Source organism: Rhodococcus sp. NPDC058532 (assembly GCF_042719255.1).
GTDB lineage: Bacteria > Actinomycetota > Actinomycetes > Mycobacteriales > Mycobacteriaceae > Rhodococcus_G.
Window position 1 is genome coordinate 49,828 of sequence record NZ_JBHXNU010000005.1, and the last position, 12,992, is coordinate 62,819.

13 protein-coding genes and 1 pseudogene are annotated in these 12,992 nt (G+C 70.1%); 9 read left to right on the plus strand and 5 right to left on the minus strand.

Annotated elements, in window-relative coordinates; all coding sequences use genetic code 11:
• Positions 1-3 precede the first annotated feature (3 nt).
• The 5 genes and pseudogenes from ACFWQG_RS08120 (at position 4) to hisG (ending at position 4,697) form a co-directional block, all read left to right on the plus strand.
• Positions 4-951: an ABC transporter permease gene (locus tag ACFWQG_RS08120; protein WP_378507088.1), complete on the plus strand. Its 948-nt coding sequence runs from the start codon at positions 4-6 to the stop codon at positions 949-951.
• A 43-nt stretch (positions 952-994) separates the two neighbouring features.
• A pseudogene (locus ACFWQG_RS08125) lies at positions 995-1,806 on the plus strand (ABC transporter permease).
• Positions 1,803-3,455, plus strand: a complete 1,653-nt coding sequence (locus ACFWQG_RS08130) for a dipeptide ABC transporter ATP-binding protein (protein WP_378507089.1) — start codon at positions 1,803-1,805, stop codon at positions 3,453-3,455. The pseudogene ACFWQG_RS08125 and the gene ACFWQG_RS08130 overlap by 4 nt, the downstream one beginning before the upstream one ends.
• Before the next feature lie 45 nt (positions 3,456-3,500).
• Entirely contained in the window at positions 3,501-3,764 is a 264-nt protein-coding gene (locus tag ACFWQG_RS08135; protein WP_142100658.1) for a phosphoribosyl-ATP diphosphatase, read from the plus strand.
• An 81-nt stretch (positions 3,765-3,845) separates the two neighbouring features.
• The gene (hisG, locus tag ACFWQG_RS08140) at positions 3,846-4,697 is read left to right on the plus strand and encodes an ATP phosphoribosyltransferase (protein WP_378507090.1); all 852 of its coding nucleotides are present in this window, start codon (positions 3,846-3,848) and stop codon (positions 4,695-4,697) included.
• 49 nt (positions 4,698-4,746) lie between these two features.
• Here the strand turns inward: hisG and ACFWQG_RS08145 are convergent, their stop codons facing one another.
• Both ACFWQG_RS08145 and ACFWQG_RS08150 read right to left on the minus strand, forming a co-directional pair.
• The gene (locus tag ACFWQG_RS08145; RefSeq protein WP_378507091.1) at positions 4,747-5,565 is read right to left on the minus strand and encodes a thioesterase family protein; all 819 of its coding nucleotides are present in this window, start codon (positions 5,563-5,565) and stop codon (positions 4,747-4,749) included.
• Between the two features lie 11 nt (positions 5,566-5,576).
• Entirely contained in the window at positions 5,577-6,437 is an 861-nt protein-coding gene (locus ACFWQG_RS08150) for a RecB family exonuclease (RefSeq protein ID WP_378507277.1), read from the minus strand.
• A 99-nt stretch (positions 6,438-6,536) separates the two neighbouring features.
• Between ACFWQG_RS08150 and ACFWQG_RS08155 the strand changes: the two genes are divergently transcribed.
• Entirely contained in the window at positions 6,537-7,388 is an 852-nt protein-coding gene (locus tag ACFWQG_RS08155; RefSeq protein WP_378507092.1) for a tRNA (adenine-N1)-methyltransferase, read from the plus strand.
• An 80-nt stretch (positions 7,389-7,468) separates the two neighbouring features.
• Here the strand turns inward: ACFWQG_RS08155 and ACFWQG_RS08160 are convergent, their stop codons facing one another.
• The gene (locus ACFWQG_RS08160) at positions 7,469-7,966 is read right to left on the minus strand and encodes a nuclear transport factor 2 family protein (RefSeq protein ID WP_378507093.1); all 498 of its coding nucleotides are present in this window, start codon (positions 7,964-7,966) and stop codon (positions 7,469-7,471) included.
• Positions 7,967-8,151: 185 nt separating this feature from the next.
• Here ACFWQG_RS08160 and arc point away from each other — a divergent pair, with 185 nt between their 5' ends.
• Entirely contained in the window at positions 8,152-9,927 is a 1,776-nt protein-coding gene (arc, locus tag ACFWQG_RS08165; protein ID WP_378507094.1) for a proteasome ATPase, read from the plus strand.
• Between the two features lie 65 nt (positions 9,928-9,992).
• On the opposite strand, the gene ACFWQG_RS08170 is transcribed toward arc, so the two are convergent.
• Positions 9,993-10,646 carry a TetR/AcrR family transcriptional regulator gene (locus ACFWQG_RS08170; RefSeq protein WP_378507095.1) on the minus strand — a complete coding sequence of 218 codons (654 nt, stop codon included), beginning with the start codon at positions 10,644-10,646 and terminating at the stop codon, positions 9,993-9,995.
• A 120-nt stretch (positions 10,647-10,766) separates the two neighbouring features.
• A complete protein-coding gene (locus tag ACFWQG_RS08175; protein ID WP_378507096.1) occupies positions 10,767-11,312 on the minus strand; it encodes an NUDIX domain-containing protein in 546 nt (181 codons plus the stop codon).
• A 34-nt stretch (positions 11,313-11,346) separates the two neighbouring features.
• Between ACFWQG_RS08175 and ACFWQG_RS08180 the strand changes: the two genes are divergently transcribed.
• On the plus strand, positions 11,347-11,748 hold the full coding sequence (locus ACFWQG_RS08180) for a nitroreductase family deazaflavin-dependent oxidoreductase (protein ID WP_378507097.1): 402 nt from the start codon (positions 11,347-11,349) through the stop codon (positions 11,746-11,748).
• Positions 11,745-12,992 carry a hypothetical protein gene (locus tag ACFWQG_RS08185; RefSeq protein WP_378507098.1) on the plus strand — a complete coding sequence of 416 codons (1,248 nt, stop codon included), beginning with the start codon at positions 11,745-11,747 and terminating at the stop codon, positions 12,990-12,992. Before ACFWQG_RS08180 ends, ACFWQG_RS08185 begins: the two co-directional genes overlap by 4 nt.

The following is a 12,992-nucleotide window of genomic DNA, read 5'->3' on the forward strand; positions in this document are numbered from 1 at the left end:
CGCATGCTGGTGACGATCGCCCGCAGGCTGGGCATCTTCGCGGTGACCGCCGCCGCAGCATCGGTACTCGTCTTCGCGTTGCTCGCCGTCCTCCCCGGCGATCCCGCGCGGATCGCGTTGGGGGTGCAGGCATCCGAGGAGGCGGTCGCCAGGGAGCGGGCGGCGATGGGTCTGGATGTGTCCCTCCCGCAGCGGTATGCGATGTGGATGTGGGCGATGCTGCGCGGCGACATGGGCGACTCCTATCTGACCAGGCAGCCGGTCGGGCCCGAGGTCCTGGACCGCCTGCAGGTCACGCTGTGGCTGGTCGGCGCGGGCATGGTGGTCGCGTTGGCGATCGCGCTGCCCCTCGGGGTCGTGTCGGCGGTGCGGGCCGGGAAGCCGGACGGGGTCGCGATCGGCGGCATCAGCCAGGTGGGCATCGCGATTCCCGCCTTCCTCGCCGGGGTGCTGCTGTCGACGGTGTTCGCGGTCGAGCTCGGCTGGCTGCCGTCCAGCGGCTGGCAGGCCCCGATCGAGGGGGTCGGCGGATTCCTGTCGTACCTGGCGCTGCCCGCGCTGGCGTTGGGGCTGGTGCAGGGGTCGGTGTTGACGCGGTACGTGCGGTCCGCGGTCCTCGACGAACTGGGGGAGGACTACCTCCGGACGGCACGGGCGAAGGGCCTGACCCGCACCCGGGCGCTGCTCCGGCACGGGGTGCGGAACGCGGCGGTCCCGGTGATCACCGTCGCGGGTGTGCAGTTGAGCACGCTGCTGATCGGGGCGGTGGTGATCGAGCGGGTGTTCGTGGTGCCGGGGCTCGGCAGCCTGCTGCTGGACAAGGTGGGGCAGCGGGACATGGGCGCGGTGCAGTCGATCGTGCTGGTATTGGTGCTGTTGGTGCTCGTGGTGAACCTGGTCGTCGACGTCGTCCACACCCTGGTGGATCCACGATTGCGGAGCAATGCATGAGACGGATTGCGGAGCAATGCATGAGGCGATTGCGGAGCAATGCATGAGACGGCCGCCCGGAACGCTCGTCGTCGGCGGCCTACTCGTCGGCGTGGTGCTGCTCGCCGCGCTGGTGTCGATGGTGTGGACGCCGTTCGACCCGACCGTGGTGGATCCGTCCGCGCGCCTGGCGGCGCCGAGCGCGGCGCACTGGCTGGGCACCGACGATTTCGGCCGCGACATCGCCAGCATCCTGCTGGTCGGTGCCCGCACGACGTTGCTCGTCGGCGTGTCGCGGTGGCGGTGGCCGCGGTGATCGGCATCCCGATCGGGGTTGCGGCGGGGATGCGTCCCGGTGCGGCGGACGAGGTGCTGATGCGCGGGGTCGACGTCCTGCTCGCGTTTCCCGCGCTGCTGCTCGCGATCGTGTTCGCGGCAATCGCGGGCGGGTCGACGGTGACGGCGATGGTGGCCCTTGGCATCGGGTCGGCGCCGGCGTTCGCGCGGATCACCCGCGCCGGGACCAGGCAGGTGATGGCGCAGGACTACGTTCTCGCGGCCCGCGCGAGCGGTCTCGGCCGCGGCGCGATCGCGCGGCGGCACGTGCTGCCGAACATCTCCAGTGACCTGATCGTGCAGGCGTCGGTGACGTTCGCGCTGGCGGTGCTCGCCGAGGCGGCACTGTCGTATCTCGGTTTCGGCACCCCGCCGCCGACCCCGTCGTGGGGGCGGATGCTGCAGGAGACGCAGCCGTACCTGTACCAACAGCCGATGGTGATGCTGTGGCCGGGACTGGCGATCGCGCTGACCGTGCTCGGGTTCAATCTGCTCGGTGACGGTCTGCGGGACCGGTTCGATCCGAAGGTGGCGCGATGAACGGGGCCAGCGGAGCCGGTGCACCGCTGCTGGAGGTGTCCGGGCTGGGGGTCCGCATCGACGATCGGGACCTGCTGTCCGGGGTGGGGTTCCGGCTCGACGCGGGGGAGCGGGTCGGGCTGATCGGGGAGTCGGGGTCGGGCAAGTCGCTGACCGCGCTGAGCCTGATGGGTCTGCTGCCGGACCAGCTGACCGCGACGGGGTCGGTGCGCCTGGGTGGGGTGGATGGCAATCTCCTCGACCGGCCCGAACGCGGGTGGACGCGACTGCGCGGCGACGACGTGGCGATGGTGTTCCAGGAACCGATGAGTGCGCTTAATCCCCTGATGCGGATCGGCAACCAGGTCGGCGAGGTGTTGGCGCTGCACCGGGACGGTCTGCGTCGGGTGGACCGCCGCGTCGCGGTCCACGACCTGCTCGTGTCGGTGAACCTGCCGGATCCGGAACGGATCGCGCGGTCGTACCCGCACGAGCTGTCCGGCGGGCAGCGGCAGCGGGTGCTGATCGCGATCGCGATGGCGAACACGCCGCGGCTGCTGATCTGCGACGAACCGTCCACCGCACTCGACGTGACCACGGCGGCGCAGATCCTTGACCTGATCGACAGCACGGTCCGCGAGCACCGCACCGCGTTGCTGATGATCACCCACGACCTGGCGGTCGTCGCGCACCTGTGCGAGCGGGTGCTGGTGATGCGGGACGGCGTCGTCGTCGAGTCGGGTCCGGTTGCCGGGGTGTTCGCGGACCCGGCCCACCCGTACACGCGGTCCCTGCTCGACGCGTCGACGCTGCAGCACGGTGAGTCCGCGGCAACCGTCCACGCGTCGTCGGCGCCGGTGTTCAACGAGCAGGCCGTCCCGTTGATCGCGGCCCGCGCGGTGAGCCGCACCTACCGCGGCACCCGGGCGTCGCTGGTGCGTCGGCCCGCGCCGGTGCCCGCCCTCGTCGACGTCTCGTTCGACGTCGCCGCCGGTCAACGGTTCGGCATCGTCGGCGAGTCCGGCAGCGGCAAGTCGACGCTGGTTCGGTTGTTGTGCGCGCTGGATACCGCGACATCGGGGTCGATCCGGGTGGCAGGCACCGAACTCGTCGGCGCGGCCGAACGCGACCTGAGCGGCCTGCGCCGCGACGTGTCCATCGTGTTCCAGGACCCGATGGGTTCCCTGGACCCCCGGATGCGGGTCGGCGACATCGTCGCGGAGCCGATGAGCGGACGCGGCAGGCCCGCCGCGGACGTCGCCGCACTGGTCGCGACGATGCTCGCGGACGTCGGACTCGACCCCGACGCCGCGCAGCGCTACCCGCACCAGTTCTCCGGCGGTCAGCGCCAGCGGATCTCCATCGCCCGGGCCCTGATCACCCGGCCCCGGCTCCTGATCGCCGACGAGCCGGTCAGCGCCCTCGACGTGTCGGTGCGCGCGCAGGTCCTCGACCTGCTGGCGAGGCTGGTCACCGAGCACGACCTGACCCTGCTGCTCGTCTCCCACGATCTCGCGGTGATCCGGCACGTCTGCGACGTCGTCGCGGTGATGCACCGCGGCCGGATCGTCGAGTGCGGGCCCACCTCCGACGTCTACGAGCGACCACTCGAGCCGTACACGCGGACGCTGATCGACAGCGCACCGACGCTGACCCGTCCCGAACGCTGAGTGCGGCAGCGGCGACCCGGTGACGCTGTGAAACAATGGCGACCCGTGAAGACCTTCGATTCGCTGTTCGCCGAGCTGTCCGACCGTGCCGCCACTCGCCCCGAGGGTTCCGGCACCGTGGCCGCACTGGACGCCGGCGTCCATGCCCAGGGCAAGAAGGTGATCGAGGAGGCCGGCGAGGTGTGGATCGCCGCCGAGTACCAGAGCGACGAGGAACTCTCGGAGGAGATCTCGCAGCTGCTGTACTGGGTGCAGGTCCTGATGGTCGGCCGCGGACTGAAGCTCGAGGACGTCTACCGACATCTGTGAGCGGCACCGCCGCTGTTGTTCGTGCGCGGCACCGCCGCGACTCCCCGCATCACACCTCTCGCCTTCGAAGGAAGGACCATCATGCTGCGCGTTGCAGTGCCCAACAAGGGCTCCCTGTCCGAATCGGCCGCCGAGATCCTCAGCGAGGCCGGCTACCGGCGGCGCACCGACTCCCGCGACCTGACCGTGCTCGACCCGTCCAACCAGGTGGAGTTCTTCTTCCTCCGCCCGAAGGACATCGCGATCTACGTCGGATCCGGTGAACTGGACCTCGGTATCACCGGCCGCGACCTCGCGCTCGACTCGGGTGCGCCGGTCGCCGAGCGGCTGTCGCTCGGATTCGGCCGCTCCAGCTTCCGATACGCCGCCCCTGCTGGGAAGGACTGGACGCCGCAGGATCTGGCGGGCCTGCGCATCGCCACCTCCTACCCGAACCTGGTGCGCGCCGACCTGGCCCGCCGCGGCATCGAGGCCACCGTGATCCGGCTCGACGGTGCCGTCGAGATCTCCATCCAGCTCGGTGTCGCCGACGCGATCGCCGACGTCGTCGGCTCCGGCCGCACCCTGCGTCAGCACAACCTGGCGGCGTTCGGCGAATCGCTGTGCGACTCCGAGGGGGTGCTGATCGAGCGGGCGGGCTCCGACCAGGACCACAAGGCTCGCAACCAGCTGATCGCCCGCGTCAAGGGTGTGGTCCGCGCCCAGCAGTACGTGATGCTCGACTACGACTGCCCGCGGGACCGGCTCGCCGAGGCCGTCGCCATCACCCCCGGCCTGGAATCGCCGACCGTCGCCCCGCTCGCCGACGAGCAGTGGGTGGCAATCCGGTCGATGGTGCCGCGCAAGGGCAGCAACGACATGATGGACCGGCTCGCCGACATCGGAGCCAAGGCGATCCTCGCCACCGACATCCGCACCTGCCGCGGATTCTGACGGCGCCCTCGACGACCCGCACCGCTACCGGTGCGGGCCGTCGGCGGGTTCAGCGGGCGCGTACCTGCACCGTCTGCGTCACCCGGGCCACCGGACCCGCATCGTCGTGCAGGACACCCGAGGACATCGCGACCCCGTCCGGGCCGTAGGAGGTTTCGGCGGACACCCCGATCCAGTCCCCGTCCGGGATCCGGAACAGGTGCACCGTCACATCGGTGTTGAGGAACGTCCACGCTGCCGGGTCCAGCTTGCTGCCGACGCCGTTCGCGGTGTCGGCGATCAGGAACAGCCGCTCGATCGGGTCGAGCGGGAGTCCCTCCACCAGGACGGGGGTCGGCCTGCCCCAGGCGTGGGAGAGGCCCGACGCACCGAGCGGGGTCAGCCAGTTCCAGTCGACCGAGTCGATGAACCCGGTGTGCCAGAAGCTGTTGTCGGGCAGCGGTGACGGGTCCGCCGTCCGCGGCGGGATCGCCGGGTCGGCGGCATGCGCGATCGCCGCGGTGTCGGCCGTCTGCAGCCGCCACCCGGTGCCGCGGGCAACGGCGCGCCAGCTGCCGTCCGGCCCCTCCGCGGACAGCTCGGCGACCACGAGTTCGATTCGGCGTCCGGGGCGTTCGGTCCACGCCCGCACCCGGATTTCGGTCAACGGCACCGGCCCGAGGATCTCCACGACCACGCGGGTCAGCCGCGTGTCCGGTCGCGCCTGGTGGCGGCGCAGCGCGTGCACGAGCAGGGCCGACGGCGGCGAGCCGTGCTGCATGTCGCCGGACCAGGTGCTCAGCGTGTGCCCGGTCGGCCGGAACCGCGCCGTGCCGTCCGGAAGCGGTTCCAGCGGAACGAAATAGGCACCGGGGGCGGTGTCATTCACAGGGGGACTCCTCACTCTGCCGTGTCGACCACCCCGCCGTCGCCCGGATCGGGCCAACCCGGATAGGGCGGCGGTGAACCACCGAACGCGGGGCAGCGGTCCCTATGGTCGCAGAACCCGCACATGCGTCCGGGACTCGGCTCGAAATCGCCGGTGCGCCCGGCGTCGAGGATGGCCCGCCAGATCGCGCTCAACGTGCGCTCGAACCGACGCAGCTCGTCGTGATCCGGTGTGTAGGTGAGGACCTCGCCCTCCGTGAGGTACAGCAGGCGCAACTGGGTCGGGACGACGCCGCGGGTCTGCAGCAGCATCAGCGCGTAGAACTTCATCTGGAACAGGGCGGTCCGCTCGAACCCCTCCCGCGGGGCCCGACCGGTCTTGTAGTCCACCACCCGGACCTCGCCGGTTGGTGCGACATCGACCCGATCGACGAAGCCGCGGAGCGGGACCCCGTCCGCGAGAGCGGTCTCGATCCGCAGCTCACAGGCCTCGGGGTCGAACGCCGTCGGATCCTCGAGTCGGTAGTAGTCCTCGACGATGCGCCGGGCGTCACCAAGGAACCGGTCGCGGTCGTCGGCAGGGACCACCTCGGCGAGTTCCGGGGACTGCTCGAGCATCCGGTCCCAGGCAGGCTCGACGAGCGTCACCGCCGTCTCCCGACCGCGCCCGGCAGCAGGCAATCCGTAGAGCGACTCCAGGGCCGCGTGCACGAGCGTGCCCCTGACCTGCGCGGTCGTCAGCTTCTCGGGAAGCCGATCGATGGCCCGGAAGCGGTACAGCAGGGGGCACTGCTTGAAGTCGCCTGCGCGTGACGGGGACAGCGCGGGCCGTGAGCGTGCGGGCGCGGGCGCTGGTTCGGTGGGGTGCGTCATCGGGGGGCTGCTCACACCTGGCAGGGTATGCGCGGGGTCCGACACGCCGTCGGGGCCGGTGCACGGGTCGCCGGGAACAACCGCAGAGGAGCAAGCGAGATGTCAGCGTTGCAGGGTCGACCGACCGGACCGTTCCGGGTCGGGGACCGGGTCCAACTCACCGATGCGAAGGCGCGCAAGTACACCGTCGTGCTCGAGGCGGGCAAGGAGTTCCACACACATCGCGGCGGCATCCTGCACGACGACCTGATCGGCACGCCCGAGGGCAGCGTCGTCACCTCCACCAACGGCACCCCGTACCTGGCGTTGCGCCCGCTGCTCGTCGACTATGTGCTGTCGATGCCGCGAGGAGCCCAGGTCATCTACCCGAAGGATGCCGCGCAGATCGTGCACGAGGGGGACGTGTTCCCCGGTGCCCGAGTGCTCGAGGCGGGCGCGGGTTCCGGTGCGCTCACCTGCTCGCTGCTCCGCGCCGTCGGGCCCGAGGGCAAGGTCACCTCGTGGGAGGTCCGCGAGGATCATGCCGAACACGCGGTCCGCAACGTCGAAACCTTCTTCGGTGGCCGCCCCGACAACTGGGAGCTGGCCATCGGCGATCTCGCCGACTATGACGCCGACGTGCACGGGCAGGTCGACCGGGTGGTGCTGGACATGCTCGCGCCATGGGACGTGCTGCCCGCGGTGTCGAAGGCGCTGGTCCCCGGCGGGGTCCTGATTGTCTACGTCGCGACCACGACGCAGCTGTCGAAGGTGGTCGAGGCGATGCGGGAACAGGAGTGCTGGACCGAGCCGCGGTCCTGGGAGTCGATCGTGCGCGGCTGGCACGTCGTCGGCCTCGCGGTGCGCCCCGAACACCGGATGCAGGGGCACACAGCCTTCCTCGTCAGCGCCCGGCGACTCGCCGAGGGCACGGTGACCCCGAAGCCGCAGCGCCGCCCCAGCAAGGGCTAGCTGCGCTGCGCTGCGCTGCGCGCCCGTGCGTGAGTTTTACCCCGGTCGGGGTAAAACTCACGCACAGTTGCCGAAGGCGACTACTTCACGCAGGTCAGCTGGCCCATGCCGAGGATCGTGCAGACCGCGTCGTCGGAGATGATCCAGGCGCCGTCGTGCTCGTCGAAGGTGACCTCGACGGGGGCGCCGCCGTGCGGACCCGCGATGGTGGTCGTCGCGGTGATGGTGTCGTCGTCGACCGCGACCACCTTGGTGACGTCGGCGGTCAGGGGGTAGCCCTGCAGCACGCCGTTGAACTGTTCGAGGACCGCGGCCTGCTTCTCGCCGTCCTCGATCAGCACGACCTTGTCGGCAGCGGGAACCGCGGGGTCGAAGAAGGTCGCCAGCGTCGCGTTCAGCGTCTCGGCGCCGGGAGCGGCCGCTGCGGCTGCGGTGTTCGCGCTGGTGGTCGCGTCGGCGACGGTGCTGCTCGCGGTGCTCGTTGCCGGGGTGTCGGCGGCGTCGTCGGAACCGCATGCCGTGAGCCCGAGTGCAACGAGGACGGCTCCGGTGGCAATGAGTGTCGTACGGGTGATCACGGGGAACTCTTTCCTGTGAGGGGCGCTCCTGCCGGGACCGGGAGCAATGTAGGTGAGGCTAACATGGCTGGTGGGGTGTCGGTGGTGACCTGCACCGTCCCAGATTGTGCGATGTCCCAAGTGTCGCAACACACTTTCGTGGGCACGGCGGTAGCGTTGAGGGATCGAACTGGGAGGAGTCGCACATGAGCGCAACAGAGAATCCGGACTCGGTGGCTGCCAGGGCGGAACTCGAGGCCCTCAAGCTTGAGGCCGCTGCACTTCGCCGACAACTTGCCCAGTCTCCGGAGCAGGTGCGTGAACTCGAGTCACGCGTGGATTCCCTGTCGATTCGCAACTCGAAGCTGATGGACACGCTCAAGGAGGCGCGCCAGCAACTGATCGCGTTGCGGGAAGAGGTCGACCGCCTCGGTCAACCCCCGAGCGGCTACGGCGTGCTGATCTGCGCGCACAACGACCAGACGGTCGACGTGTTCACGTCGGGACGGAAGATGCGGCTCACCTGCTCGCCGAACGTCGACACCGACGAGCTCAAGCCGGGGCAGACGGTGCGGCTGAACGAGGCGTTGACGGTCGTCGAGGCGGGCACCTTCGAGCGGATCGGAGAGATCTGCAGCCTCCGCGAGATCCTCGATGACGGGGAACGCGCACTGGTGGTCGGGCATGCCGACGAGGAACGCGTCGTCTGGCTCGCGCATCCGCTGGCGGTCGCTGCCTCGGATGAGACGTTGCACCCGGACGACGAGGACATCGACTCACCGACCCGCAAGCTGCGGCCCGGTGATTCGCTGCTGGTCGACACCAAGGCCGGGTACGCCTTCGAGCGGATCCCGAAGGCCGAGGTGGAGGACCTCGTGCTCGAGGAGGTCCCGGATGTCGACTACGGGGACATCGGCGGTTTGGGTAGGCAGATCGAACAGATCCGGGATGCCGTCGAGTTGCCGTTCCTGCACAAGGATCTCTTCCACGAGTACGCACTGCGTCCGCCGAAGGGTGTGCTGCTGTACGGTCCGCCCGGCTGCGGCAAGACCCTGATCGCGAAGGCGGTCGCGAACTCCCTCGCGAAGAAGATCGCCGAGGCGCGCGGTCAGGATGCCAAGGACGCGAAGTCGTACTTCCTGAACATCAAGGGCCCCGAGCTGCTGAACAAGTTCGTCGGCGAGACGGAGCGGCACATTCGGATGATCTTCCAGCGCGCGCGGGAGAAGGCGTCCGAGGGCACCCCGGTGATCGTGTTCTTCGACGAGATGGATTCGATCTTCCGGACCCGCGGGTCCGGGGTGTCGTCAGACGTTGAGACCACGGTGGTTCCGCAGCTGCTCAGCGAGATCGACGGCGTGGAGGGCCTCGAGAACGTCATCGTGATCGGTGCGTCGAACCGCGAGGACATGATCGACCCCGCGATCCTGCGACCGGGCAGGCTCGACGTGAAGATCAAGATCGAACGCCCGGACGCCGAGTCCGCGCAGGACATCTTCTCGAAGTACCTCACCGAGACGCTTCCGGTGCACGCCGACGACCTCGCCGAATTCCGCGGTGATCGGGCGCTGTGCGTGAAGGCGATGATCGAGCGGGTCGTGGACCGGATGTATGCGGAGAGCGACGAGAACCGGTTCCTGGAGGTGACGTACGCGAACGGCGACAAGGAGGTCCTGTACTTCAAGGACTTCAACTCGGGCGCGATGATCCAGAACATCGTGGATCGGTCGAAGAAGTACGCGATCAAGGCGGTGCTCGAGACCGGCGCACCCGGCCTGCGCGTGCAGCACCTGTTCGACTCGATCGTCGACGAGTTCTCCGAGAACGAGGACCTGCCCAACACCACCAATCCGGACGACTGGGCACGCATCTCGGGCAAGAAGGGGGAGCGGATCGTCTACATCCGCACGCTGGTCACCGGCAAGAACGCCAGCGCGAGCCGGGCGATCGATACCGAGTCGAACACCGGTCAGTACCTGTAGCGGAGGGCGGTCAGCGCCGAGCGCGGTGGGGGCGGCGGAGGCGTCGTACCCACCGCGCCTGCGTGTCAGGCCCTCCCGTTGACGGCCCGAGCCCGTTCGAGCGCGCGGATCGCTGACTCTCGATTCATGCCGTTCCCGACGGCGAGGGCGACGAGAAGTGAATGGGCGACCGTGTCGTCCGCGGTGTCCAGATGGCCGGCGATCCGCAGCATCGCGTTGCCGTGCAGCGCGCTGAAGAGCTCCGCGGCGAGGGCCAACCGCTGCGCGTCGTGCTCCTCGGGGCCTGCCTGCCGACCGGGACCCGTCCCGGACAGTGCGGCGAGGAACGTCGCGAAGGCCGCGCCGCCCCCGTGCGCCTCGATGGGTGCCCCCGTCCCGACGACGTCCGTTCGTCGGCCCGGGCCCCGGTCGGAGGAGGTGTGCTGGAACATCGTCGTGTACAGCCGCGGGTGGTCTCGCGCGAATGCCAGATAGGTGAGCGCGATACCGAACAGGTCGGCGAGGGGGTCGCCGGATCGGGGAGCGGCCGCCATCGTCCGGCCGAGCAACCCGAACCCGTACTCGACGACGGCGCCCACGACCCCGCCGACGCTTCCGAAATGCGTGTAGACCGACATCGTCGAGGTGTGCGCGTCGGACGCGAGTCGGCGCACGGTCAACGCGGAGGGCCCCTCCTCGACGACGACCGCGATCGCCGCGGACAGGACGGCGTCCCGCACGGCCTCGCGGTCCCGTGAACTCCCGGCTGTGCTCTCATACGCTGCCATAACATTGCAATATTACAGGTATGACAATGGCACGGCACCGGGTCTGGCCCGACCCGCGAAGCCGCGGCGCCCTCACAGCACGATGTCGGCGAGCAGCGCCCTGGTGTCCGGAACGAACGGCCACTCCGGGTCGGCCAGGTGGGTGCGCAGTGCGTCGCCGGTCCACCACCAGCCGTCGACGACCTCGCTCGGCTGGTGTACGACCGGACCGTCCCACCGGCCTTCGAACGCGAACAGGTGGCAGCGGAGCGGCCTGCCCGCCCACGTCCCGTCCCAGGCGAGCCGCGCCAGCGGGGTGAGGTCGATGCCGCGGACCCCGAGCTCCTCCTCGAGTTCCCTGGCTGCGGTTGCGGCGGGGGTTTCGCCTGGATCGACGACGCCACCGGCGAGGCAGTCGTGCATGCCCGCGAAGACGGACTTGTCGGGGGAGCGGCGGTGGACGTAGAGCTGGCGCCCGTCGGTCGAGCGCAACAGCACCCCGGCGCTCGCGTGCCAGAGGCCCTCGGCGTACACCCGGGACCGCGGCGCCGAACCGATCACCAGTCCGGCCTTGTCGTAGACGGCGACCACCTCGTCCGGCGCGGGGATGGGCGGGCGGGGTCCGTGGTCCGATTCCATCGGGTCATCGTCTCAGGCGGGTTAGGCTGACCGGGTGCCTCTCCCGAGGCGGCTCGCCCGCTTCAACGCGATGGTGACCAATCGCCTGGTGCTCCCGGTCGCCGGATGGCTGCCGGGATTCGCGATCGTGCTGCACCGTGGCCGCCGCTCGGGCCGCCTCTACCGGACGCCGGTCAACTGTTTCCGGGTCGACGGCGGCTACCGATTCGCGTTGACCTACGGTCCCGACAGTGACTGGGTTCGCAATGTCGTCGCGGCGGGTCGGGTCGACATCGCCTCCCGCGGCCGCCTGCTGACCCTGACCGATCCGCGCCGGGGAACGGACCCGGGGGCGCGGTGGGCGCCGTGGCCAGCGCGGTCGGTGCTGCGGCGGATCCGGGCGGGCGACTACCTGCAGTGCACCCTGTCGTCGACGTCGAAGGGGCCGGTCCCATGAGCACATTCGGCCGCCGGTGTGCGTGCGCCTGCATCGTGGCAGCGTTCGCCGCTGCGCCCGCGCCAACGGCACATGCCTTCGCCGAGGACGTCTGCTACTCGCAGGAGGGCGTGCCCGCACACAACTGCGGCCCGCTGCCGCCACCGTGCCCGACGGACATCCCGACCGCTCCGGCGTGCGGATTGCAGGCCTTCCTCGCGTACGGCTACACCCTGCGTCAGCCCCTCGGCGGCCGCAGTCTCGTGCACGCCGACGCCACCTATCTGCTGGCCCGCACCGCCGGATTCCCCGAACGAGACGCGTACTGGATCGCGGCCTACGACGAGGCGACCGATCTGGGCACCTTCACACCGCGGGACGTCGACGGCAGGCCCGTGCCGGGCGCCGACACCCTGACCACCAGGGACATCGGTGGCCTGGTGCGAACGCACTTCGCGACCGGCGGGTTCCTGTTCCACTTCCCGCCGACCCTGGGTCCGTCGACGCCGCAGGAGGGCCTACGACCGGACGTCACCGACCCGCGCCACGAGGTGATGCTCGCGCACCTGCGCCGCTGGGCAATGGCCGGTCCCGGCGGCGACGCCCCGCTGTGCACGGGCGGGTTCACCACCGCGTCGGCCGCTGGCGATCTCGGTACCGGCCCCGCCTGCTACGCGGACCCGTCGCCGGTACCGATCGACGGCGAGTACAGCGTTGTCGCTCCCGTCGCCGTGCCGTTCACCAACGCGACGGGGGAGCAGGTCGTCTCCGGTGACGTCAGGTCCGACCGGTTCGACTCGTGGATCGGTGACCAGGCAGCGAACGCACGAATCGGGATCTACCTGCACGCGCTCGCCGACCGGATCTCGCACCACGCCTGCGTCGACGCGGGAACCACCGTGCCGCCGACACCGGAACAGCCAGCGTTCCGGGTCGAGTTGAACACGCCGTCCTGCGACCAGGGGCCGCACGCGCTGCGCCACGAGTACGAGACGGGTGAGGACTTCGACTCGCTCACCCCGGGGGACAGGACGACCGAGGCCGCCCTCGCGATGGTCTACGACGAGTTGCTCGCCTTCGCCCGGGCCCGCGGCGTGCTCGACGCACACGCGGGTTCCCCCGAGGCACGGACGGCGGTCCTGGATCGGGGGTTGGTGCCCGCACTCGAGATCCGGGACCCCCTCGCACGGATGGCCGCGGTCTCGGAGGTGGGCTGCCGAGCCGGGGCGGCACCCTTCCCCGGCGCTCCCGTGTGCGCGGAGTGA

Bases quoted from the DNA above. Each gene is read 5' to 3' on its own strand.
- ACFWQG_RS08120 (WP_378507088.1), top strand. From the start codon at position 4: ATGCTGGTGACGATCGCCCGCAGGCTGGGCATCTTCGCGGTGACCGCC.
- ACFWQG_RS08130 (WP_378507089.1), top strand. From the start codon at position 1,803: ATGAACGGGGCCAGCGGAGCCGGTGCACCGCTGCTGGAGGTGTCCGGG.
- hisG (WP_378507090.1), top strand. From the start codon at position 3,846: ATGCTGCGCGTTGCAGTGCCCAACAAGGGCTCCCTGTCCGAATCGGCC.
- ACFWQG_RS08150 (WP_378507277.1), bottom strand. From the start codon at position 6,437: ATGACGCACCCCACCGAACCAGCGCCCGCGCCCGCACGCTCACGGCCC.
- ACFWQG_RS08155 (WP_378507092.1), top strand. From the start codon at position 6,537: ATGTCAGCGTTGCAGGGTCGACCGACCGGACCGTTCCGGGTCGGGGAC.
- arc (WP_378507094.1), top strand. From the start codon at position 8,152: ATGAGCGCAACAGAGAATCCGGACTCGGTGGCTGCCAGGGCGGAACTC.
- ACFWQG_RS08175 (WP_378507096.1), bottom strand. From the start codon at position 11,312: ATGGAATCGGACCACGGACCCCGCCCGCCCATCCCCGCGCCGGACGAG.
- ACFWQG_RS08185 (WP_378507098.1), top strand. From the start codon at position 11,745: ATGAGCACATTCGGCCGCCGGTGTGCGTGCGCCTGCATCGTGGCAGCG.